The organism is Bacillus sp. JJ1773 (assembly GCF_036962035.1).
Taxonomy (GTDB): domain Bacteria; phylum Bacillota; class Bacilli; order Bacillales; family Cytobacillaceae; genus Cytobacillus.
The window spans coordinates 24,457-48,534 of sequence record NZ_JBALNX010000062.1 but is presented as its reverse complement, the minus strand read 5'-3'; the positions used below and the strand labels follow the sequence as shown (position 1 = coordinate 48,534).

General features: G+C 37.0%; 18 protein-coding genes. 16 read left to right on the top strand and 2 right to left on the bottom strand.

From position 1 onward, the window contains the following. Positions 1-26: 26 nt before the first annotated feature. On the bottom strand, positions 27-1,673 hold the full coding sequence (locus tag V7127_RS18510) for a PucR family transcriptional regulator (RefSeq protein ID WP_335488471.1): 1,647 nt from the start codon (positions 1,671-1,673) through the stop codon (positions 27-29). Between the two features lie 200 nt (positions 1,674-1,873). Here V7127_RS18510 and V7127_RS18505 point away from each other — a divergent pair, with 200 nt between their 5' ends. The 10 genes from V7127_RS18505 to arcC all read left to right on the top strand — a co-directional run bounded on the left by V7127_RS18505 (position 1,874) and on the right by arcC (position 15,527). Next, positions 1,874-2,818: a DUF2877 domain-containing protein gene (locus tag V7127_RS18505; protein WP_335488468.1), complete on the top strand. Its 945-nt coding sequence runs from the start codon at positions 1,874-1,876 to the stop codon at positions 2,816-2,818. A gap of 25 nt (positions 2,819-2,843) precedes the next feature. Beyond that, the gene (locus V7127_RS18500; RefSeq protein ID WP_335488465.1) at positions 2,844-4,232 is read left to right on the top strand and encodes a uracil/xanthine transporter; all 1,389 of its coding nucleotides are present in this window, start codon (positions 2,844-2,846) and stop codon (positions 4,230-4,232) included. Positions 4,233-4,386: 154 nt separating this feature from the next. Beyond that, positions 4,387-6,039: a PucR family transcriptional regulator gene (locus tag V7127_RS18495; protein WP_335346937.1), complete on the top strand. Its 1,653-nt coding sequence runs from the start codon at positions 4,387-4,389 to the stop codon at positions 6,037-6,039. A gap of 903 nt (positions 6,040-6,942) precedes the next feature. After that, entirely contained in the window at positions 6,943-8,205 is a 1,263-nt protein-coding gene (allC, locus tag V7127_RS18490) for an allantoate deiminase (RefSeq protein WP_438824033.1), read from the top strand. 82 nt (positions 8,206-8,287) lie between these two features. Next, positions 8,288-9,052, top strand: coding sequence for a (S)-ureidoglycine aminohydrolase (gene allE / locus V7127_RS18485; protein WP_335353455.1), 765 nt, complete (start codon positions 8,288-8,290; stop codon positions 9,050-9,052). A gap of 24 nt (positions 9,053-9,076) precedes the next feature. Then, positions 9,077-10,129, top strand: a complete 1,053-nt coding sequence (gene allD / locus V7127_RS18480) for an ureidoglycolate dehydrogenase (RefSeq protein WP_335353456.1) — start codon at positions 9,077-9,079, stop codon at positions 10,127-10,129. A 50-nt stretch (positions 10,130-10,179) separates the two neighbouring features. After that, the gene (allD, locus tag V7127_RS18475) at positions 10,180-11,229 is read left to right on the top strand and encodes an ureidoglycolate dehydrogenase (RefSeq protein WP_335353457.1); all 1,050 of its coding nucleotides are present in this window, start codon (positions 10,180-10,182) and stop codon (positions 11,227-11,229) included. A gap of 127 nt (positions 11,230-11,356) precedes the next feature. Then, on the top strand, positions 11,357-13,102 hold the full coding sequence (fdrA, locus tag V7127_RS18470; RefSeq protein ID WP_335353458.1) for an acyl-CoA synthetase FdrA: 1,746 nt from the start codon (positions 11,357-11,359) through the stop codon (positions 13,100-13,102). Positions 13,103-13,172: 70 nt separating this feature from the next. Continuing rightward, on the top strand, positions 13,173-14,447 hold the full coding sequence (locus V7127_RS18465) for a DUF1116 domain-containing protein (RefSeq protein ID WP_335488462.1): 1,275 nt from the start codon (positions 13,173-13,175) through the stop codon (positions 14,445-14,447). Positions 14,448-14,591: 144 nt separating this feature from the next. Beyond that, positions 14,592-15,527 (top strand): carbamate kinase, encoded by a 936-nt coding sequence (gene arcC, locus V7127_RS18460; protein WP_335347914.1) that lies wholly within the window; start codon positions 14,592-14,594, stop codon positions 15,525-15,527. A 41-nt stretch (positions 15,528-15,568) separates the two neighbouring features. On the opposite strand, the gene V7127_RS18455 is transcribed toward arcC, so the two are convergent. Continuing rightward, positions 15,569-16,393, bottom strand: coding sequence for an aldo/keto reductase (locus V7127_RS18455; protein ID WP_335488479.1), 825 nt, complete (start codon positions 16,391-16,393; stop codon positions 15,569-15,571). A gap of 278 nt (positions 16,394-16,671) precedes the next feature. On the opposite strand from V7127_RS18455, the gene V7127_RS18450 reads away from it, so the two are divergent. The 6 genes from V7127_RS18450 to V7127_RS18425 all read left to right on the top strand — a co-directional run bounded on the left by V7127_RS18450 (position 16,672) and on the right by V7127_RS18425 (position 24,016). Continuing rightward, positions 16,672-17,931: an MFS transporter gene (locus V7127_RS18450; RefSeq protein WP_335488460.1), complete on the top strand. Its 1,260-nt coding sequence runs from the start codon at positions 16,672-16,674 to the stop codon at positions 17,929-17,931. A gap of 428 nt (positions 17,932-18,359) precedes the next feature. Next, the gene (locus V7127_RS18445; protein ID WP_335488457.1) at positions 18,360-19,034 is read left to right on the top strand and encodes a GntR family transcriptional regulator; all 675 of its coding nucleotides are present in this window, start codon (positions 18,360-18,362) and stop codon (positions 19,032-19,034) included. A 127-nt stretch (positions 19,035-19,161) separates the two neighbouring features. Further along, positions 19,162-20,568: a dihydropyrimidinase gene (gene hydA / locus V7127_RS18440; protein ID WP_335346522.1), complete on the top strand. Its 1,407-nt coding sequence runs from the start codon at positions 19,162-19,164 to the stop codon at positions 20,566-20,568. 132 nt (positions 20,569-20,700) lie between these two features. Further along, on the top strand, positions 20,701-22,035 hold the full coding sequence (locus V7127_RS18435; protein ID WP_335346523.1) for an MFS transporter: 1,335 nt from the start codon (positions 20,701-20,703) through the stop codon (positions 22,033-22,035). Between the two features lie 20 nt (positions 22,036-22,055). After that, positions 22,056-22,799, top strand: coding sequence for a maleate cis-trans isomerase family protein (locus tag V7127_RS18430; RefSeq protein WP_335353461.1), 744 nt, complete (start codon positions 22,056-22,058; stop codon positions 22,797-22,799). A 278-nt stretch (positions 22,800-23,077) separates the two neighbouring features. Beyond that, positions 23,078-24,016 (top strand): fumarylacetoacetate hydrolase family protein, encoded by a 939-nt coding sequence (locus tag V7127_RS18425; protein WP_335353462.1) that lies wholly within the window; start codon positions 23,078-23,080, stop codon positions 24,014-24,016. Positions 24,017-24,078 lie beyond the last annotated feature (62 nt).

Below are 24,078 nucleotides of genomic sequence, written 5' to 3'. Positions count from 1 at the left end.
CAGGGCTTTGGTTTTTTGTTTATAAATTATTGTTCATGTTCATTAAGAATGGTTCCGATAATTAACGCAACGCGAATTCGCAGTGAATCTTGAGGGTCGCGAAAAGAACAATTAAGCATTTCTTCCGTTTTCTCAATTCGATACTTAACTGTATTTCTATGGATAAACAATCTTCTAGACGTCTCGGAAATTTCACATTGGGAATCAAGGAAAACTTGTATCGTTTTAACTAATTCCTGATCTTCTTTTGTCTTAGGATAGGCAAGCGACTTTAAGGTATTTTCGTAAAGAGCTCTTAGATCTTTTTTCGGAATAACATTAAGTAATTCTTCAAGTTCTTTCGTCTTATAGAAGTTGATGAATCCTTGCCTATTCATTTCATAGCCGTTCATGATTGCTTCTACAGATTCGAAATAAGCAGTTGGTATATCTTTGAGTGAATGAACTGCATTGCTAACCCCGAAAGAAATTGAATAGTCACCCTGCAAACTGTTTTGACAGCTTGCGATAAATTCTGTTACATTATTTAAATCTGTTTCACTAAAATTGGAGAATTGCATAATCATGACAAAGTATTTTTCCTTCGAAAATAAAATGGCATCCATTTTACTGTGAATGATTTCATCTTCGAGCTGATCATAAATACTATTATATAACTCCCCAGCCTTTTTTTCATATAATTGCAAAGCTTGATAATTTTGACCTTGTGGATCAATGGAGCAGATTATACAAATATTATCCATGTTCTCTTTCAGCCCATAATAATTTGCCCTGCTTAAAATCTCTTCATCGGAGTGGATTCTCATTTCAATAAGATCATCAAAGAAATTATTTTTTAATATTCTTGAATTTTCTTCAATTGCCTGTTCTTTTATAATCGTAAAGGAAATAACATTGCCGGCCTGTTCGATTGCCATTTGTGAAGAAGGATAAGGCAAAGTTAAAGAATCAATTATAACGAGCATGCTAGGGTATTGCCTCTTTGTTTGTACAGGAAAGGTAGAAATGGATTGATGCTCTCTTGATGGAATGACAAATGTGGCTCCTTCTCTAGCAGCAGCTAAATCTTCTTTTACCTTTTGAATAATTTCCTGTTCAACAATTTTCATTGAATCCATTCGGAAATCATGACTATGGGCGATTTTTTCTCCTCGATGATTCAATAATAGGGTCGGCCGTGTAAGAAAATGACCTAATTGTTCGATTAGCGCAGTCAAACTATATCCTTTTATCAGCATATCAGAGAACTCTTTTTGAACATGAAGGGCATAATAAAGCTGTTCGGTTTCAGAATCATTTAAATAATTCAAAATATGACGGGAAACTTCCCCTAAAGTATGCTTTGTAGGAAGATCGATAATGGGAAAAGCTAAGTCATCAGCAAGTAATTTAATTTCTGTTGGCAATTCCTTTAAGAATCGGTTAATTTTGATGACTATGCCAGAACAATTTAATTCGTGCATTTGTTTAATCAATGCAGAAAATTGTTGAATATCACCACTGAAAGCATAACCAGTTGTTAGAAGCAGATGATTACTATCTAAAAATTGGATGATATCAGGTGTATCTGATATATTAACAAATTGAACATTCCGTGTGAGTCCTCTGTGACCTGCCAGGACAACACTTTCTTTCATGCCTTCTAATATAAATAAATCATTCATTGTTTTCATGTTTTATCCCTCATTTAAAAGCTTCGCAAATGTCATTTTACGTTAAATGTTAACAAAATGCAAATGATTTTTTGGTTATTGTGAACAATGACATCTAACTTGTTTATCGTTTACACTATTAAGTAATAGAGATTATGGAACAATTTTTAAGAAAGCTCCTGTCATGTTAAAGCATATATTATAGTTTTGAGGTGAATTGGTTGATTTATTCAACAGGAACGAATAAATATGATAAACATCTGTGGAATGCATATGCTTTAAGTGATGAAATTCATCAAATTGTTAGTAACAATCCTAAAGGTTGTGTCCACAGTATATTTAACAATAGCTTCAACTTAAACTTCGGTCATCATCTTGTCCATGTTGGTGGACAGGAAAATGGCATGGCTCCATTTGGGATCGCATTAGAACAGGAACATGTACAACTGCTTACTCGACAAATTAGAGTAAACCAAACTGTTCATTGGGATAAGTTATCAAATAGATTTGTTTTCACGGATGGAATAATTCTTGCGTTAGAACAAGCAGAATTGATGAATCATGCAATCAAATCAAAAATGTACAATTTGAATAACTTAAAAAGTAATGTCCAAGTGGTTGCTAAAAGGCTTTTGCAAAATGATTGGCAAATAGGACTAGTAGAAACGCAAGAAGATCAAGCAGCGATAATAAATTATTTAATAAATTCCGATTCTGCAAATACAAAAGAGGATTCAGTCATAATCCAACAATTAGATATGTTGCGGAAACTTGCGAGGGGTCATGATTCAATAAACTCTAAAACAGTATTTGATTATTGGATTGGAAGGGGCCTTGGCCTTACACCAAGCGGTGATGATATTATAACTGGGATTTGTGCAATTCTTTCTTCATTTGAGGGAACAAACAAAGCCTTTCTTGAGCAACTGAAAAAATATTTATTGGAAGATGGCAGGAACCGGACAACACATGTTGCCTTTGAATATCTTATATACGCAGTTGAAAGGAAATTTCATTCACATCTTATTAAGATGTGTGAAGTAATGGATCAATCACAAGGACCTAATATATCGTTAGCTCTTGAAGAAATGAAACAAATAGGACATACTTCTGGAGCAGATACGTTAGCAGGTATTTTGTTAGGTATTAAAGCTGCAGTCAATTAAGAATTATTTATTACTATTAGGGAAGGTGATCGTTATTAAGGAGTTATTAAAATCAAGTAACTGGATTTCGGGCTTACAGTGGCTCTTTTTTATTTTCACAAACATTGTGGTTATACCGATTACAGTTGGTGCTGCTTTTGACCTTTCTCCAAGTAAAATTGTGAATTTGTTGCAGCTTTCCTTTATAGTGACTGGCTTAGCTTGTATCGTGCAAGCATTCCTTGGTCATAGACGCGCAATTATGGAAGGACAATCAGGACTTTGGTGGGGAGTGATCCTAACTCTTTGTACGACTGCCTCAGCACAAGGTATGTCGTTGTCTGTCCTTGGGGGTAGCTTGACAGTTGGAATTATTATATCTGCAATTTTGACATTTATTATTGGTGTAACTGGCATAGGGCCACACCTGGCTAAGCTATTTAACCCTGCAGCAATGGGTGTGTTTATGTTTTTATTTGGATGCCAATTGATTAGCATTTTTTTGAAAGGTATGCTTGGTATTCCGTTTGGTAATCAGGCACAAGGTGCACACATTGATCTATCTATTTCCTTATTATCAATCATTACGGCAATTATCGTTATTATCATAAGTGTTAAAGCACCGCCAAGTATTCGACGTTATGGCTTACTGATTGGTATCATAATTGGTTGGATTGCATATTCACTTATTTTTAATACTCAAAATTCGGTTAGTCAAGTATCGTCATTTAGCTTGGAGTTATTTCCATTAGGGAAACCGGCTTGGGATGTAGGGGTTATTATTACAACAGTGTTAGCTGGTTTACTAAACTCGGCAAATACATTTGGATCGTTAAAGGGAACTGAGGGAATGTACAATGTACAGACTACGAAGTCGGAATACAGAGCGTCCTTTATAATTACAAGTATTTTTTCGGCTATTGCTGGTTTATTTGGTCTTGTCCCTTATTCACCTTATGTTTCGTCAATCGGCTTTCTTAGTCAAACAGGTATTTTAAAAAGACTTCCATTTGTTCTCGGTGGAATTATGTTTTTAGTCATGGGTCTAATCCCGCCGATTGGCCATTTCTTCTCTCAATTGCCACTGAGTGTGGGAAGCGCAGCATTGTTTGTCTCATATTTGTTACTCCTGAATTCGTCAATGAATTTTTTCAAGCAGGTCGAATTTAAAACGAACAATGCATATCGTTCAGCGATTCCGTTGTTCGTAGGAATCGTGATTATGACATTACCTGTGTCTTATTTTGAAACAATTCCGAGTGTAGTTCGCCCTTTACTTAGCAGTGGATTACTAACGGGAATAATTCTTGCCCTTCTTTTAGAAAACCTAGTAAATTGGGAACGTGCTAGTGTAACAGAAGATAGTAAACAAAAAAAGGAAAAAACAGCTTTGGATATAGAGTTAGAAAAAACCCAAACGGTGCGTAATGGATGACGAAAACGATAAATAAATGACAAAAGGGCTAAAGAGGTTTCTCTCTTGCCCTTTTTACTTATTTAAATATTTTAAAATGTTTTACGCCATTTAATTACTGTATAGTTAAAGAGGCGTATTTTGCAGTATTAATCTATCGAAAGGACAAATACTGATGGAATTTAAGGAATTTAAAGTAGCAGATTTATTAAATATTGAGTCCATGAAAGACGCAGTTGTCTTAGGGGGACACCGTTATTTGATCAATGATATTAAGGGCATCACGATCATGGAAGGGCCTGATATTGTTGACTGGATCAAGGGTGGGGAAGTAATCTTAACTAGCCTTTATTCCATACGTTCTTTAGGTGAAAGAGAACAAAAGGAATTCATCGTGAGGTTGGTGGAGAAAGAAGTAAGTGCCCTTGTCGTTAAAATAGTGGAAACGGAAATTTCTGAACCACTAATCCGACACAGCGAGAAACTGGGTTTACCAATCATTCAGCTCCCGAAGGAAATTCCATTTGTTGATGTCATGTATCCTGTAATGGATGAACTCTTTAATAAACAAGTAACAAAGTTAAATTATTATCAAGAAATTCATGATCGCTTTACAGCATTGTCACTCGCTGATAAAGGGCCAGAAAAAATCATCGATACTTTAGAGAAGTTAATCGGTAACCCAGTTGCCCTGTTTGACCGGAATTTTCATTGTATTGTTTCAACGGCTCCTTGTCTATCATCATTTCAAATTATTGAAAAGGTTCACTTCTATGAACAGACTGCAGGAATAAAGTTCCCGCACTATCGGCAAATTGTGAAGTATCCACAATTAGATAACGTAATGGGTCATCAAATTGTCGTTCCGATTGAGACTCTAAATCATGTAAAAACGTACTTGTTAATTGGAGAGATGAATAAATCATTACAAGAACTTGATTTAATTGCAGTTGAAAATGCTGCAACTTCTTTATCCCTTGAGTTAGTCAAACAATTTGCGGTAGCTGAGGTTGAAAAGAAGTTTAAAAACGATTTAATTGATGAGCTTATTAGCGGGAAAATCCATTCACTTCAATCAATCCACCAGAAAGCGAATGTAATCGGCTGGGATTTTGAAGGCTCGTTTGTGGCCGTTGTATTCAAAATAAATCAGCTTAAAGAGTTTGGAAATAAGCAGGTGGTTTCCGATCGGAATCATGCATTGGTGTATGAGACTGTTCATCATTACTTACCGAAAGGGATTATTACGAGCAAAAGTAATTTAGTCATCGTTCTTTGGAAGGTCAAGAAGAATAATAAAAATGATCCTGCTTGGATGAAAGATATAAAGAACACATCCAGAAGCATTCAAGAGTTTATTAAAAAACAAGTAAAAGACATTTCCCTTCAAGTGGGCATCGGGAACGTAGCGAAGGGAGTGATTGACATTCCTGAAAGTTACAAGGAAGCACGCGATGCATTAGAACTAGGTGAAAGGATAGATGGCAAGGAATCGATTACAGCCTTTTCTGAATTAGGGATTTTTCGCCTGTTATGTCATTTTAAAGACCCGTTAGAGTTGAGCCAGTTTATTCCTCAATCGCTTAAGGTATTGTTAAATTACCACCAAGAAAATCAAGCGGATCTCCTAAAAACTCTGCAGGTTTTTTTGGAATGTCAACAAAATGCTGCTAAGGCCGCTAAAGTTCTCTATATCCATTACAAAACGGTTGTTTATCGTTTGGACAGAATAAAAGAGATTACTGGCATGGATTTTAAAGATGCGGAGGAAATGTTATCTGTTCAAGTTGGGTTAAAGATTGTAGATCTTCTTCAACGTGAAAATTAGGAATATTAAATTAGGAGCCGCCCAATTGATAATTGGATATTTTTTCAAGGTAAAGACTTAGCTATTTTAATGTTTTTGTAATGTAACCCTTTACAATTTTATTCGCCTGTAATGGCTTTTCCCTTATAGTAGTGGTGAGGTTAAGAAACTCACTGATTAGGTGTGGAAGTTCAAGAAAATAACCTAAAAAAGGGAAATGATATTATGGTGGAAACTCTTCCGATCCTACTAGAATTCTTATTGAACTTTAAAAATTTACTTGCCCCCAGTGCCCAATGGCTAGTGGATTTCGCCTTTCTCCCTGGCATAATTCAACATAGAGTTATTTTCCTACTTTGTATTTTATTTATGTCGAGTGAAATGATTGTGGCTGTACGGCGCTAGTCGGAAGCAATGAGTTTTCCGTTTTCCATGTTATAACGTACTAAAAACAGTTATTATGAATCTAATGGTATCTGTTCAAGCTTATATTCTGATAAGCCGGTCAGATGCCTTTATTATAGAGAAGAGCAACAAGATGAGAAAAAGCTCGCTCATTAAAGAAAGAACTTATTAGTTTGCTGTGTAAGAGTGTCAGAGTATATAGACACTCTATTTCTTGTGTCCGTGTTTTATCCGATTAGGATAAATTAGTTAATAAAACTTTATCCAATTATCCTAAAGACTATAGATGTATAATCTTATACCATTAAATCTGGGTCTTTAAGAATAAAAACCTTTCTCAAAAACTTATAAATGTTAAATGTAAGCAGTTGCATAGGAAGTTGTTACATAACAAAGAATACTATATGTCATTCTTCAAATGAACTGCAAATAGTAATCTGCTTACTTCATGAAGTTAAATTTAACGCTCTATATTAGCATAATCCAAGTTCCAAGAATTAAACAGAAAGGATGAACATAATGGCTGAAGAAACAAAAGGAAAGTCAATGAACTTTGGCGAACTGCCAGAAGAAGCTGCTTCTAAACTTGATTGGCTAGCAGGCTTCGGCGAAGACCCTAAAGGGGGAGTATCACGTCTCCTTTATTCAAAAGCCTGGGTTGAAGGCCAAAAAGCTTTAAAAGATTGGATGGAAGAAATCGGTCTTGAAGCTAAATTTGATGAAATTGGCAATTTGTTTGGAACGCTTAAAGGGAAAAATGTGAACGAGACAGTACTAACTGGCTCCCATGTTGATACAGTAAAAAATGGCGGTAAATATGATGGTGCATACGGGATTATTGCCGGTATCCTCGCATTAAAATATTTAAAAGAAACATACGGCGAACCTCTCCGCAACATTGAAGTTGTTTCAATGGCGGAAGAAGAAGGAAGCCGTTTCCCTTATGCATTCTGGGGCTCAAAAAACATTGTAGGATTAGCAAAACGTGAAGATGTTGAAACCATTAAGGATTTTGAAGGTATTCCGTTTGTGGAAGCGATGAAAAATGCTGGTTTTGGCTTCAGGGATGAATCAAAAGGGATGCGAGATGACTTAAAAGCATTTGTTGAAGTGCATGTTGAGCAAGGGAACGTATTAGAAAATGAAAAGATCCCTGTAGGTGTAGTAAATAACATCGTTGGTCAAAGACGCTATACAGTAGAAATTACTGGAGAAGCTAATCATGCGGGTACAACGCCAATGGGCTACCGCAAAGATGCGATGTATGCTGCAAGCCAGATGGTTTATGAAATCATTTCTATGGCTAGAGAAGAGGGAGATCCACTTGTAACAACTGTGGGTAAAATCGAAGCTCAGCCTAATATTGTTAACGTAGTTCCTGGTAAAGCAATCTTCACAATTGATGTACGTCATACTGAAAAAGAGGCAATTGTTTCTTTCACTGAAAAAATGACCGCACGCATGGAAGCAATTTCTAAAGAGCATGGTGTTGAAATAAACATCGATCTTTGGATGGATGCTGATCCTGTTCCTATGGACCAGAAGGTTGTTGAATTAATTGAAAAACAATGCAAAGAAAATGGTTTGACTTACAAACTAATGCACAGTGGGGCTGGACATGATTCACAAATTTTTGCTCCAGCTGTTCCAACAGCTATGCTATTTGTTCCTAGCTTAAAGGGAATTAGCCATAATCCAGCTGAGTTTACTGAGCCATCAGACTTGGCTGAAGGTATTAAAGCACTGATTGGTGCCCTTTATGAATTAGGTTATAAAGAATAATTGATGTTATTTTCAGCTTCATATAATTAGGTTTATTACCTTTTATAATAAAAAAATCTTTAATAAAGAGGAGAATGTATCGATGGGTTATCCAAAAGATTTGCTTTCAAGTAGATCCATTATCAAACATGGTTTATATGCTTTAATCGCACCAGAAGGTCTTGTAAATAATGTTATTCCTGGATTTGAAAATTGCACAATGTCGATTTTAGGATCTCCACAATTAGGTGCAACCTTTGTTGATTACATCGTTACAATGCATGAAGGCGGAAAGAATAGCCAAGGCTACTGCGGACAATCAGATGTTGAATGCTTCGTTTACGTTTTAGGCGGAAAAGTAAAAGCAAAAGCTGACGACCAAGAATTTGTTCTAGAGGAAAGCGGCTATTTATACTGCCCACCAGGCGTTACTATGTACTTAGAAAACATGGAAGCTGGCGATTCTCGTCTATTCCTTTATAAACAAAAACACAAGCCACTAGAAGGCCGTAAGCCATGGGTTGTTTCTGGTCATTCAAATGATATTGAATACAGAGACTACGATGATATGCACAATGTTCATATTAAAGATTTATTACCAATGGATATTGATTTTGATATGAACTTCCACATTTTATCTTTCGACCCAGCGGCAAGCCATCCATTTATTGAAACACATTATCAACAACACGGTGCATACTTACTTTCTGGTGAAGGTATGTATAACCTTGATAATGAATGGATTCCAGTTAAAAAAGGCGATTACATTTTCATGGGACCATATGTCCATCAGGCAGCTTATGCTGTTGGAAGAGAACCTTTAACATATGTTTATTCTAAAGATTGTAATCGGGATCCGGAATTATAATAATCCCAACAAAGAGGTGTCACCATGAGATTAAAAAGAGAGGACTTAAAAAGTCTTATCAAAACAAAGCTGCATAAGGCTGGTCTTAAAGAGGATCATGCTGAAACAGCAGCTGAAGTACTCGTATTTGCAGACGAAAGAGGGATTCATTCCCACGGTGCAATGCGTGTAGAATATTATGCTGAAAGAATTGCTAAAGGCGGAATTAATACTAACCCTGACTTTAGATTTGAAAAGACAGGTCCTTGCTCAGGCGTTTTTCATGCAGATGGCGGAAATGGTCATACAGCTGCCAAATTAGCAATGGATGAAGCCATTAAAATGGCAAAAGAAAACGGTATTGCAATTGTTGGTGTAAGAGATATGTCTCATAGTGGTGCAATTTCTTACTTTACCCATCAAGCTGCACAAGCGAATTTAATTGGGCTTACGGTTTGTCAATCTGATCCGATGGTAGTTCCATTTGGAGGAGCAGAGCCTTATTATGGAACGAACCCAATTGCCTTTGCGGCACCTAGCATGGAAGACGGTAAATTTATTACGTTAGACATGGCAACAACTGTTCAAGCTTGGGGGAAAATTCTCCATGCAAGATCAAAAAATGAGTCAATTCCAGATACTTGGGCAGTTGACAAAAATGGAGAACCAACAACAGATCCATTTAATGTGAATGCATTATTACCAATCTCTGGACCAAAAGGCTATGGTCTAATGATGATGGTAGATGTATTATCAGGTATTCTACTTGGTCTTCCATTTGGTAATAAAGTATCTTCTATGTACGAAGATTTAACTGCATACCGTAAATTAGGTCAGCTTCACATTGTTATTAACCCGGAATTCTTTGGCGGAATCGCTGGTTTCAAGAAAGATATTTCGCAAACAATGGATGACTTAAATCAAATCAAACCTGCACCAGGATTTTCAAAGGTTTTATACCCTGGTCAAAATAATGATGTTGTTATTGCGGAATACAAGGAAAATGGCATTGAAATTGTTGATGACATCTATGATTATTTACGTTCTGATGTGATCCATAACAATCAATACGATCACAAAGACCCGTTTGCTAAGTAATTTTTCCAAAAGGAAAATAGGTAAGGACGAATTCATAGGGGTGAGAGGGAATGAGATTATCAAAAGAGCAATTGCACGATTTAATTGCTACAAAGCTTCATAAGGCCGGATTAACTGAAGATCATGCTTCAGGAGTTGCAGATGTACTTGTTCATGCAGATGCTAGAGGAGTACACTCTCACGGAGCAATGAGGGTGGAATATTATGCTGAAAGAATTGCAAAAGGCGGATTAAATAATAATCCGGAATTCAAGCTTGAAAAGACGGGTCCATGTACAGCGATTTTCCACGGAGATAATGGAGTAGGCCATGTTGCAGCAAAACTTGCAATGGATGAAGCGATTAAAATGGCAAAGGAAAATGGAATTGCTGTAGTAGGCGTTAGCAGAATCGGCCATAGCGGTGCACTTTCATACTTTGTTCAACAAGCTGCAGATGAAAATCTAGTTGGAATCTCAGTTTGTCAATCCGATCCGATGGTCGTTCCTTTTGGCGGATCAGAGCCTTATTATGGTACGAACCCAATTGCATTTGCTGCTCCAGGCAAGGACGGAGAACACATTACTTTTGATATGGCGACAACTGTTCAGGCTTGGGGAAAAATTCTTCATGCAAGATCGAAAAATGAATCTATTCCTGATACATGGGCTGTTGACAGCAATGGAGAACCGACAACTGATCCATTTAAAGTAAATGCGTTAGTTCCGATTGCAGGGCCAAAGGGATACGGGCTCATGATGATGGTTGATGTTTTATCAGGTATCTTACTTGGCCTTCCGTTTGGAAACAAAGTTTCTTCCATGTACCATGATCTCACTGAGTATCGCAATCTTGGTCAGCTTCATATTGTCATAAATCCTGAGTTCTTTACAGGAATTAAAGGCTTCCAAGAAGATATAGCAACAACAATGAAAGACCTCAATAATATCAAACCGGCCCCTGGCTTTGATAAAGTTTCTTACCCTGGGCAAAGAAGTGCTGAAAGGGAAAAGAAATATGAAGAGAACGGCATTGAAATTGTTGATCATATTTATGAGTATTTGACTTCAGATGTTGTTCACAACAATGCGTATGACAATAAAAGCCCTTTTGCAAAATAAAAAAGTGTTAGAAAAAAGAAGGGTGGTCTCATCAAGAGTTGCCACCCTTCTACTATGAAAAGGAAATGATTGAATTCAACAACCTTTTCGAAGAGTAAGAAAAATATAAAAAGAGGTGCATGAAAACATGCTTTATACTATCGTAAAACAGAATTCATATCAGGATTCAGTTAACCTAATGCTTCTTACGAATAAAATTTCAACAATGGAAGGCATTAACAAAGTCCAAATTATGATGGGGACTCCTGCTAACAAAGATATTTTCAAGACTGCTGGTCTTTTCACGGATGAGCTTGAAGGTGCAGCATCAAATGATATGTGTATCGTTGTTGACACTGATGCTGAAGAAAAGATTCAAGAAGTTCTTGATGAAGTAGATAACTATTTAAGCAACCAAGCAATCAGCAGCAGCAAGGAAGCTTTTGAAACTGTACGCTCATGGGATAAAGCTACGCAAGCATTACCAGGTGCGAATCTTGCAATCATCTCTACACCAGGTCAATATGCAGCTGAAGAAGCAGAAAAAGCACTTGATAGAGATATGCACGTTTTAATTTTCAGTGACAATGTAACAATTGAAGATGAGCGTCGTATTAAAGAAAAAGCCCATGAAAAAGGTCTTCTTGTTATGGGTCCTGACTGTGGTACTGCAGTTGTTTCTGGTGTTCCGCTTGCATTCGCAAACGTTGTGAAAACAGGAAAAATTGGTGTAATCGGGGCTTCTGGAACAGGTATTCAAGAAGTTATTACAGAAATTGACCGTTTAGGCAGCGGTGTAAGCCATGCAATCGGTACTGGCGGCCGTGACCTCAACGATAAAATTGGTGCGATTACAATGTTAGATGGTATTAAGGCTTTAGCACAGCATAGTCAAACAGAAGTAATCACATTAATTTCAAAACCACCTGCAAAAGAAGTTCGTGATGAAGTTGTTCAATTACTTCAAAGCATTTCTAAGCCAGTTGTTGCAATTTTCCTTGGTGAAAAGCCACATAACCATGAAGGAAATGTTTATTATGCAAACACACTTGAAGAAACAGCAGCTATCGCTGTAGACCTTGCAAAAGGTAATGCAATCAAGCCAAATTACAATGAGCTACAAGCTGAAGTACCTGCAGTGAACTTAAAGCCTGAACAAAAAACAATTAAAGGTTTATATTCTGGCGGTACGCTAGGATACGAAGCAGCTACACTTATCAGCAGAGGACTTAACCTTGGAACAACAGATCATCATGAAGACGGTTACCTGTTAAATGCTAATGGATTTGAAGTAATTGACCTTGGTGATGATATTTATACACAAGGTAAACCGCATCCAATGATTGATCCTGATACAAGAATTCAATTCTTCCAAAAAGCAGCACAAGATGAATCAACAGCAATTATTTTATTTGATGTTGTACTTGGATATGGTTCTCATGAAGATATGGCGGGCGCACTTATCCCTGGCATCCAAAAAATTCAAAACGCTGCTAAAGAAAATGGCAGAAACATTTACTTTGTTGGAACTGTTTGTGGTACTGATCAAGATCCACAAGACATCGATGAGCAAAAAGCAAAACTAGAACAAGCTGGCGTTATCTTACGTGATAGCAATAACCAATCAGTTTTAACTGCTTTAGCTATGCTTGATATCCAAATTGAAGAAGTACAAAAAGAAGTAGTTCCTGCTAATGAGGCTGCGAACGCTAATATTGCGGTTTCAGAGGAAATCCAAAAATTATTAACTGAAAAACCAAATGTAGTTAACGTTGGATTAAAGAAATTTACAGATGCAATTACTGCAAACGGCGGAAGAGTAGTTCAATTTGACTGGCGTCCAGTTGCTGGAGGAAATCCAAGAATGCGTAAAGTCTTAAGTGTACTTCGCTAATCTAAGAAATAGATTCGAAATTTAGGGAAACCGGTTTACACGACCAATGAATGTTCAGGAGGAAAGCAAAATGTACGGACAATATAAAACAATTGATGAAGCAAACCGAGCGGTTATTGATAAAATTGTATCAGGCGCACCTTTTTTAACAGATGTAGTTCCTGCTAAATCTGTTATTCAAGAATTAAATGGTAAAGCATTACTTCATGCAGGACCACCTATTAAATGGGAAAATATGACAAGTCCAATGCAAGGATCTTGTGTTGGAGCTACATTATTTGAAGGTTGGGCAAAAAATGCTGATGAAGCATTTGAAATGCTTAGAAATGGCGAAATCGAATTCATTCCATGTCACCATGTAAATGCGGTTGGTCCAATGGGTGGAATCACATCTGGAAATATGCCAGTTCTTGTTGTTGAAAATCGTGACGGCAGCAATCAAGCATATTGTACAATGAATGAAGGAATTGGTGCAGTTCTTCGTTTCGGTGCATATTCTGAGGAAGTAATTAACCGTCTTGGATGGTTCAGAGATGTACTAGGACCTGTTATTTCAAAAGCACTTAAAGTAAAAGGCGATGGGTTAAACGTAAACGTAGCGATTGCAAAAGCAATTACGATGGGTGATGAGTTCCATCAACGTAATATTGCTGGTTCACTTATTTTCTTAAAAGACATCGCTCCATACATTTTACAATCAGATGCTAATGAAAAAGATAAACTAGATGTTATTCAATTCTTAGCTGATACAGACCAATTCTTTTTAAATATTGCGATGGCAACAAGTAAAGCAGTTATGGATACAGCAAGACAAATTCAGCATGGTACAGTTGTAACAGCAATGTGCCGTAATGGACATGAGTTCGGAATCCGTATTGCAGGTATGGGTGATCAATGGTTTACAGCACCAGTTAATACACCACAAGGTCTATTCTTTACGGGATATGATCAAGATATGGCTTGCCCTGATATGGGTGACAGTGCGATCACCGAAACATTCGGTGTCGGCGGTATGGCTATGATCGCTGCTCCTGGTGTTACTCGCTTCGTTGGTGCAGGCGGTATGGACGATGCGGTTAACACAAGTAATGATATGATGGAAATTTGTATTGACCACAACCCGAACTACTCAATTCCTACTTGGGATTTCAAAGGCTCTTGCCTTGGCATTGATGCAAGAAAAGTTGTTGAAACTGGAATCGAGCCAGTTATTAACACTGGTATTGCTCATAAAGAAGCTGGAGTTGGCCAAATCGGTGCAGGTACCGTTCGTGCCCCATTAGCATGCTTTGAAAAAGCTATTGATGCATATGCAGTGAAGCTTGGATTAATCGAAGCAGAATAATGAAATCATTTTGGAGAGGGTTAGTTGCTAGCTATATCCTCTCCAAATTTTTTGAAGGGTTTTTTTTGAAAAAAAGCTTGCAATGGAAAATTGAAAACATTCATAATGGGAAAGAGAAATTCGAAAATAAAGGAGTTTTGTCAAATGAGCAAAATTGTTTTAGCCATTGGTGGTAATGCCATTATTAAAGAAGGCCAAAAGGGAACACTTGAAGAGCAGCAACAAAATATTAGTGAAAGTGTTGAGCCTGTTCTTGGTTTAATCGAACAAGGAAACACAGTAGTTATCACTCATGGTAACGGACCACAAGTTGGTAACTCTTTAATTAAAAACCAAATGGCTGAATCAGTAGTGCCAGCTTATCCGCTTGATGTATTAGATGCGGAAACTCAAGGTAACTTAGGATATTTAATCCAGCAAGCATTCAGAAATAAAATGGTAGAACGTAACATTGGAAGACAAGTTGCAACAATCGTTACACAGGCTGTTGTTTCTAAAGAAGATCCAGCATTTGGCAACCCAACGAAGCCGATTGGACCATTCTATACAAAAGAAGAGCTTGACAAAGTTCTTGAAAATGAAAAAATCTCTTACATCGAAGACAGTGGAAGAGGATACAGACGTGTTGTTGCTTCTCCGAAACCAGTAACAATTGTTGAAAAAGATGCAATCCAAGCTTTATTAGATAAAGAAATTACTGTTATTACAGCTGGCGGCGGCGGTATCCCAGTTATTGAAGAAAATGGGATGCTAAAAGGTACAAATGCTGTAATTGATAAAGATTTTGCAAGTGCACTATTAGCAGCAGAAATTAATGCAGATTACTTATTTATCTTAACAGGTGTTGAGCAAGTGGCGATCCATTTCGGAACTCCACAACAACAAAACCTATTTGAAATGACAGTTGAAGAAGCTTTACGTTACATGGATGAAGGCCATTTCCCTAAAGGAAGCATGGGACCAAAAATCGAAGCGGCTATTCTGTTCCTGCAAAAAGGCGGCAAAAACGTAATCATCACTTCAATGGACAAGCTTCAAGATGCTCTTGAAGGCAAAACGGGTACACGTGTAACTCTTTAATAAGAAATAAAAAAGACGGCGTTCGCCGTCTTTTTTTTATATTACTTTACATGAAATTCATTAGGCTTAGGTCCTTTACGCTCATCCCGATTCAAGCTATTAATTGCATCCATTTCAGTAGCTGAAAGCTCGAAATCGAACACATTGAAATTTTCTTCAATGCGGGATGGAGTCACTGATTTAGGAATAACGATCGTGTTATTTTGCAAGTGCCAGCGCAAAACGGTTTGAGCAGCTGTTTTGCCATGTTTCGCTGCGATATTTTTTATCGTCTCATTTTGCAGCACTTCACCGCCTTGATGAAGAGGGCTCCATGCCTCTACAAAAATTTCATACTTTGAGCAGAAGTCTTTTAACACGGTTTGAGCAAAGAACGGATGGCATTCAATTTGATTTAATACGGGCTTTACATCACATTCTTTTAAAATACGGTCAAGATGATCTAATTCAAAATTGCACACGCCAATAGCCTTTACGCGTCCGTCTTGATAAAGTTTTTCTAGCGCTTTATATGTTTCTACATATTGATCAAATTCAGGTGCTGGCCAGTGGATTAAGTATAAGTCAACATAATCAAGGCCAAGTCTTTCTAAGCTTTCTTCATATGCCTGCAATGTACGATCAAAGCCTTGATCACTATTCCAAACCTTTGTCGTTATAAATAGCTCTTCTCGGGGAATAGCCGATTCTTTAATAGCTTTCCCTACTCCATTTTCATTCTTATATATCATGGCAGTATCAATAGATCTGTATCCAACCTCTAATGCTTTAGCAACTGATTCAGTTGCTTGTCCATCTTCCACACGCCATACTCCGAAACCAAGCTGTGGCATTTTTAACCCATTATTTAAAGTAACAAAATTCATCATTCACTGCTCCCATCAAAAAAATATAATATCACATATTAGGATAACAATATGTAATATAAATACACATCCATATTGTAAATGAAATAAATGTTATTTTCCAACATTTGCTTTAGACAGAGATAATGTCGAATCAAAATGCTGAATGTGGAGAGAGGATTATTTCATTATTGAAAATTTACGAAAATATAATACTACTATTCTACCCATAAAGTGTACAATGTTATGAAAGGGAATTTTAGGCATTAAAAGAATAATTAATAAAAGGGGGGGCTTGAATGGAGAAAATGACGAAAGCGGAACGAAGCTGGGCTTTTTATGATTGGGCAAATTCCGCCTATGCTATCGTTGTTGTTACTGCAATTTTTCCATTATATTTTAAATCGGCTGCAACGGATGCAGGGATCTCTTCATCCGCATCGACAGCCTACTGGGGTTATGCGAACTCATTTGCAACTTTAATTGTATCCATATTGGCACCGTTGCTAGGATCAATTGCTGACTTTAGAGGCTTCAAAAAAAGGTTTTTCACATTTTTTGCTTCATTGGGAATTATCTTTACACTGCTTTTAGCAGTTGTGCCAAGTGATCAATGGCTAATCCTCTTAGGATGTTTTGTTTTGACCTCGGTTGGGTTTGCTGGGGCAAATATTTTCTATGATGCTTTTTTAGTTGATGTCACGAGTGAGGACCGAATGAACCGCATTTCATCAAATGGCTTTGCGCTAGGTTATATCGGGAGTACAATCCCATTTATTATTTCAATCGCGATTATTATTTTGGCTCAGCAAGCTATTATTCCATTATCTGTAGGTATAGCCAGTCAAATTGCCTTTGTCATTACAGCCTTATGGTGGGGGCTTTTTACCATCCCGCTGCTGAAAAATGTTGAACAAAAATACTATGTAGAGCGTGTGCCTAATCCTGTTTCTACAAGTTTTAAAAAACTATTCACCACGTTGAAAAATATAAAAGCTTATCGTGCACTGTTTCTTTTCTTATTGGCCTATTTCTTCTATATTGATGGAGTGCATACGATTTTAACAATGTCTACTGCCTATGGGACTGATTTAGGAATTAGTGCTTCTACTTTACTGATTGTCTTGTTTTTAGTTCAAGTGGTTGCGGCCCCTTTTACAGTATTGTTTGGAAAATTAGGCCAAAAATTTAGTGAAAAGAATATGATAGTTGTCGCTATTTTTGTATATATTATTATTTGTATTTACGCCTATTTCTTAAAAACGGCACTCGATTTTTGGATTCTTGCTATGCTTGTTGCTTCAGTACAGGGAGGGATACAGGCATTAAGCCGTTCTTATTTTGCCAAACTTATACCGAAAGAATCATCTAATGAATTCTTCGGCTTTTATAATATCTTTGGCAAGGTTGCGGCCATTGCTGGACCTACATTAGTTGGAGCCACTGCACATATAACTGGAAATACAAATAGCGGGGTTCTCAGCTTAGTTATTTTATTTGTCATTGGCGGAGTCCTCTTGATCCGTGTTCCAAATCAAGTTAAGTTTGATTCTAAGTAAATCTTCAATGCGATTAATTAAGAAATGGCTGGGGCTGTCCAGAAAGTCAGGATAAATTGACTTTCTGGAGCCCCTTTTATTGTTCTATCTATTAAAAAGTGCACAAAAAAATCGACCTGACTAGTCGGACAGCTCCTATTTGTTGTATAAGATACCGCTGTCTACCGAACGGTACAGTGGTGTCAGAGGTAGGGAGGTAGCCTCTCCTCCTACTCGATATTAATAAATATGCAGTATAAATAAAAATTGATCAAATAGTATGAAAATTAAAAAAATAAATTGAAATGCATGGTTGAAGATGCTATTCTTAAAGAGAGACAGGCGAATGCCTGTGTAATCAGTAGTTATTTGAAGTGTCCACTTTATTTTATCTTTGTTGGGATTGTGGATCAAAAAGTGTCGACAGACGACAAGATGGGAGAGAATAAATGAACACTTTTGAGATTGAAAAACCAGTGAGATATTATGACCAAGTATACAATTCCATTCGAGAAATGATTGTTCAGGGAGTGCTAAAGCCTGGTGATAAAATTTTTGAAGCAAAAATCGCAAGAGAATTAGATATTAGCCGAAGCCCTGTAAGAGAGGCAGTACGCGCGTTAGAAAAGGAAGGGTTATTAGTAATAGATGGAAAATCAAGGATTACAGTATACAAGCCTACGATGAAGGATATTGAAGATATATATGAATGCAGGATGGCACTTGAGTCATTAGCTGCAAGATTGACAACAAGGCTCGCTTCAGGGCAAGAGATAAAAAGAATTGAAAATACGGTACTTAATGCAAAACGATATTTAGATGATGCTGCAAAGGAGCAAAATAGACTAGCGCTAATCGGGGAAAATACTCAGTTTCACGATCTTATTACAAAATATAGTCAAAATGTAAGATTAAAAAAACAGCTTAGAGATTTATACTCTTTGAGTCACTATTACAGAGTTTTAAACTTCCAGGGTGAGAATAGAGAATTGGTAGTTTTTAACGAGCATCTAGAAATTCTTAACTTTATGAAACGTAGAGATGAAGAAAAAGCCGCAGTTATGATGAGAAAACATCTTGAAACAGATTTAACTCATTTGAAAGAAATTTTTGCAAACCACTAAGATATCCCCACTAGAATATGAGCTTCTATAATTCGCTCTTTTCATTAAAAGAGTACATAGAAGTTGAATGTTATAAACTGTCGACAGCAGACACTTTAGTATTTTATTGATATGGGAGGATAATCCGTTGAAAACTATTATTCAAAACGGAACGATTGTTACCGCTACTGATTGTTTTAATGCAGATATTATGATCGATAAAGGAAAAATTACTGCTATTTCGGATCGCCTTTTTCCCGAAAAGGATGACTATGTAATTGATGCGAATGGACAATACATATTTCCAGGGGGTATTGATGTTCATACACATCTTGCTTGGCCATTTCAAAGTGCTGGAACTGCAGATGATTTTGTAAGCGGTACCAGAGCAGCTGCAGCTGGTGGAATTACAAGCATCATCAACTTTACAAAGCCCAAAAAGGGTCAAACTATTCTAGATAACTTAAAAGAATGGAAGAAGAAGGGAGAAACTTCTTTAATAGATTATGGGTTTCATACAATTATAAGTGAATATAATGACCATGTTCTTGAGGAGCTTCCTATTTTAGCGAATCAAGAAGGTGTTACATCTATTAAATTGTTTATGGCTTATAAAGGTGAGTTAATGGTTAATGACCGAGAAATGTTTAAAATAATGAAAAAAGCTGGGGAAGTAGGAATCATTACGAATGTACATGCGGAGAATGGTGACATCATTGATGAATTAATTCAGGAGTCCATCTCGAAAGGTGATACCTCACCAATATTCCATGCTCACACACGCCCAGTGATAACAGAATCAGAAGCAACAGGGAGAGCACTTGCAATCGCAGAAGCAGCGAATGCCTCCATCTATATTGTCCATGTTAGCTGTGCAGATGCATTAGAAAAAGTAGAACAGGCAAAAAAGCGTGGAGTACAGGCATATGCAGAAACCTGTCCTCATTATTTGGTTCTTGACCAAAGTAAATTGCAATTACCTAACTTTGAAAGCGGGAAATATGTTTGCTCCCCTCCTCTTCGTGAAAAATGGAATCAGGAATATCTTTGGAAGGGAATATCCTCAGGCGTTATTTCAACTGTTGCATCTGACCATAGCCCTTTTCTATTTGAAGGACAAAAAACACTAGGCAAGGATAATTTTGCAAAGATTCCTAATGGAGTTCCTGGTATAGAAGATACTTTTTCTATTGTTTACCATTTTGGAGTTCATGAAGGAAGAATTTCTTTACAAAAGTTTGTAGAGATAATGTCTTCAGGTCCTGCAAAATTATTTGGGCTGTATCCAAAAAAGGGAAGTATCGCTGTTGGATTTGACGCAGATATTGTTTTATTTAATCCTAAAACTTCTAGAATTATTACAAAGGAAAAGCAATACCAAAATGTAGATTACAATCTTTATGAGGGTACAGTCGTTCAAGGAGCCATTACGCGAGTACTTTCCAGGGGCGAGGAAATTGTTCGTGATGGATATGTTATCGGTGAACAAGGGCGAGGACAGTATTTATTTAGGAAGAAAAATTCTAATTTACGAACAGGGGTTAATATCAGGTAGTACTCGTATCTAGTAATTTCACTAGTTACGTTTTGCTAAGCAAATATTAGAGGAGGTGATTATTGAAATTTACTTAAACGTTTTGAAAATAGCATAACTCTTTAACTTTTAAGTTGAAAAAGGAGGATTTTTATGCCAAAAGGTAGCTCAGGTCTGCAAGTCTCAGAACAATCACTTGGTTTAACAGCAAAACCAACAAATGTGCGTTGGCGTGTGTTTATTATGCTTCTCTTACTCGTCACAATTAACTATGTTGACCGTGCCGTACTATCAATTGCGATGCCGGCGGTCCAAAGTGATTTAGGTCTAGATCCTGCAATAGTCGGTATCATCCTTAGTTCCTTCTTTTGGGGATATGCTCTAATGCAAGTCCCATCAGGTTGGCTTGCGGACAAATATCGTCCAGATAAGGTAGTTTATGGCGCCGCCATAAGCTGGGGAATCGTTCAAACATTAACAGGCTTTATCATGGGTGCAAAATCATTAATTTTCCTAAGGGTTTTGCTAGGAATTACAGAAGCTCCAGTTATGCCGGGGGCCTCAAAGCTACAAGCCATATGGCTGAGTTCCAAAGAAAGAGGCCGTGGGGCTACTATTATTGATAGTGGTGCACCGTTAGGAACTGCCGTTGGAGGACCAATTATTATTGCTTTTATGGCATGGTTTGGAGGATGGCGCGGTGCATTAATTGGAGCTGGGATCCTTACTATCATCATAGCTTGGTTAGCATGGAGAGTTATAAAAGGGGGGCCAAATGCAAACCCAAAAGTAAACGAGGCAGAACGTGAATATATTCGAAAAGCTCTCGAGGAAGAGTATGAAGAACATAAACGTAATGCTTCTGGAGTAAAAATTGGTGCTAAAGATTACTTAAGAGCTCGCAATTTCTGGTGTATGTGTCTCGGCTGGTTTTCGTTTAACACAGTTTTTTACGGACTAATGACTTGGGGGCCATCCTATCTTGCAAAAACACAAAATTTAGATATTAAAGCAATTGGCGGATCGATATTAATCATTTTTGGCTCTGGCTTTATCGGGGAAATTATAGGCGGATTAATTACAGATAAGTGGCGCGATAAAGGTGGTAACTTTAATACAGTAATGAGGACGATGCTCTCAATTGCAGGTATCATGACGGCCATTTCAATTTTTCTCTTAAGCCGGTCTACTTCGGTAACGATGGCAATTACTACACTCTCAATTGCATTATTTTTTCTTCGTTGGGGTGGCTTATATTGGAGTATTCCTGCTGCAATCTCGCAAAGAGAGCATATTGGTACTGTTGGTGGATGCATGAATTTTGCTGGAAATATTGCGGGTATAGTAACCCCGATATATATCGGTATTATTGTTTCACTCACAGATTCCTATTTCTTGGCGTTAATGGTATTTGTTGTCGCAGGTCTCCTTTTAGCAACGGTGTCAAGCCTAATTAATTACAATAAAAAAATCGGGGTTGCTCATTAATTATTTAAGGAGGAATAATCATGATAAAAGAACCGAAAAAAATTGGAATGCTTACTCCCTCTTCAAACACAGTTCTAGAGCCAATTTGCTCGAAGATGTTATATCATGTTCCGGAGGTTACGTGCCATTATGGTCGATTCGAGGTTACGAAAATCTCATTAGAGCAGGATGCCTTGAGTCAATTTAATTTTGAACCTATGCTCCAGGCAGCTGAGTTGCTGGCACATGCAGAGGTTGATTTAATAGCTTGGAACGGAACGTCAGGCGGATGGCTTGGTTTCGAAATGGATCATGAACTATGTGAAGCGATTACAAAAAGAACAGGAATTCCGGCAACAACCTCTATGTTATCCCAAGTAAGAGCATTTAAAGAACACAATATTAATACTGTGCACCTTGTAACACCATATATTCCAGAGATAAATAGATTAATTGCAGAACAATATAAAAAGCATTGCAATATTGAAACGATTAATGTTCAAGGACTTTCCCAAACAGTAAATCGTTCCTTTAGCCAAGTAGATCAAGGCAGAATCGAAGAAATGATACAAGCAGTAACTGCTTCTCCTGCTGATGCATTAAGTGTTGTATGCACAAATTTTCCTGCAGTAGATAAAGTTGAATATTATGAAGAAAAATATAATATTCCAATGTACGACACGATCAATGTACTTATGTGGGAATGCTTAAAAATGGTAGATGTAGATCCAAGGACTGTAAAAGGATGGGGAAAAGTATTTTCAAGGGAAAAGGTAAGCAGATAAAAAGAAATCTTTTGCTGAGCATTCAACCTGTGGGGGGTTGCAATGCTCTCTTCATTTACTAAGATAGAAAGTTTTATCATGAGTCTGTACAGCGATTTTCGTCTTCTCTGACGACTCCATACATTTTACAGGATAGAAGATTAGCTATCCCAACCCTTATAAGTATGCAATTTTCAATGTTCAGACTTCATATCTTAATTATAACACGTATGAAAATTATTTAAAGATTTCTGGGAAAATAGACCTTGTTCTTTAAGTTTAATAAAGGGAGGAAGTCAATGATATCTGTAACTTTTGTCAAAGGAGATCGATTAGCTTTAGGAATAAAAACAGACAAGGGAATATTAGACGTAGAAGCAGCAGCTAATAACTATCCATTCATTAATAATGTGCCTAAAACAGTTACAGAACTTATTAATCATGGAGAACATGCGCAAAAAGTTCTTTCGAGACTAATCGAAATTTCATTTATGGATGATTCATTATTCCATATGGAGGATTCGTTAATTTTTGGTCCTTGTGTACCAGAGCCTAATAAAATTATTTGTATTGGATTGAATTATAAAAAGCATGCAGTGGAGTGTAATTTACCTATCCCTCCAGCGCCAATATTGATTAGCAAATTTAATAATACACTTACTGCTCATGAAAAAGACATAACCTTGCCGAGCGTATCTTCTCAGGTAGACTATGAAGCGGAATTAGTTATAGTCATTGGTAAAAAAGCGAAAAAAATTAAAAAAGAAAATGCACTATCTGTAGTATATGGTTATTGTGCAGCGAATGATGTGTCTGCTCGTGATTTGCAATCGAAAAGTTCGCAATGGCTTTTGGGAAAATCTTGTGATGGTTTTTGTCCAATTGGTCCAAATTTGGTCAGTAAAGAAGAAATTAAAAATCCGAATGATTTAAGAATTATGTCTTTTGTAAATGGAGAAATTCGTCAGGATTCAAATACTTCAGATATGATTTTTAACTGTGAAGAGATTATTAGTTATGTTTCTGAACATTTAACTTTACAGCCTGGAGACATTATTCTAACTGGAACTCCAGAGGGTGTAATAATGGGGCTTCCTGAAGTGGAAAGAGTATGGTTACAGGATGGGGACGAAGTAACTGTGAAAATTGAAAGATTAGGCATTCTAACAAATTATTTTAGGTCGGAAGAAGGTCAGGAACAATCTAGTTTGAATTACATGGAATCTAATATTAATTGACTCGAATAAATTTTTTTCATCAAAGGCTGTAATCTTTAATAAGATTACAGCTTTTTTACTAT

Excerpts from the sequence above, each read along its gene's own strand:
- V7127_RS18465 (WP_335488462.1), top strand. The coding sequence starts at position 13,173 with ATGTACGGACAATATAAAACAATTGATGAAGCAAACCGAGCGGTTATT.
- fdrA (WP_335353458.1), top strand. The coding sequence starts at position 11,357 with ATGCTTTATACTATCGTAAAACAGAATTCATATCAGGATTCAGTTAAC.
- V7127_RS18435 (WP_335346523.1), top strand. The coding sequence starts at position 20,701 with ATGCCAAAAGGTAGCTCAGGTCTGCAAGTCTCAGAACAATCACTTGGT.
- V7127_RS18425 (WP_335353462.1), top strand. The coding sequence starts at position 23,078 with ATGATATCTGTAACTTTTGTCAAAGGAGATCGATTAGCTTTAGGAATA.
- V7127_RS18510 (WP_335488471.1), bottom strand. The coding sequence starts at position 1,673 with ATGAAAACAATGAATGATTTATTTATATTAGAAGGCATGAAAGAAAGT.
- allD (WP_335353457.1), top strand. The coding sequence starts at position 10,180 with ATGAGATTATCAAAAGAGCAATTGCACGATTTAATTGCTACAAAGCTT.
- allD (WP_335353456.1), top strand. The coding sequence starts at position 9,077 with ATGAGATTAAAAAGAGAGGACTTAAAAAGTCTTATCAAAACAAAGCTG.
- allC (WP_438824033.1), top strand. The coding sequence starts at position 6,943 with ATGGCTGAAGAAACAAAAGGAAAGTCAATGAACTTTGGCGAACTGCCA.
- V7127_RS18450 (WP_335488460.1), top strand. The coding sequence starts at position 16,672 with ATGGAGAAAATGACGAAAGCGGAACGAAGCTGGGCTTTTTATGATTGG.
- V7127_RS18455 (WP_335488479.1), bottom strand. The coding sequence starts at position 16,393 with ATGAATTTTGTTACTTTAAATAATGGGTTAAAAATGCCACAGCTTGGT.
- allE (WP_335353455.1), top strand. The coding sequence starts at position 8,288 with ATGGGTTATCCAAAAGATTTGCTTTCAAGTAGATCCATTATCAAACAT.
- arcC (WP_335347914.1), top strand. The coding sequence starts at position 14,592 with ATGAGCAAAATTGTTTTAGCCATTGGTGGTAATGCCATTATTAAAGAA.
- V7127_RS18495 (WP_335346937.1), top strand. The coding sequence starts at position 4,387 with ATGGAATTTAAGGAATTTAAAGTAGCAGATTTATTAAATATTGAGTCC.
- V7127_RS18445 (WP_335488457.1), top strand. The coding sequence starts at position 18,360 with ATGAACACTTTTGAGATTGAAAAACCAGTGAGATATTATGACCAAGTA.
- V7127_RS18430 (WP_335353461.1), top strand. The coding sequence starts at position 22,056 with ATGATAAAAGAACCGAAAAAAATTGGAATGCTTACTCCCTCTTCAAAC.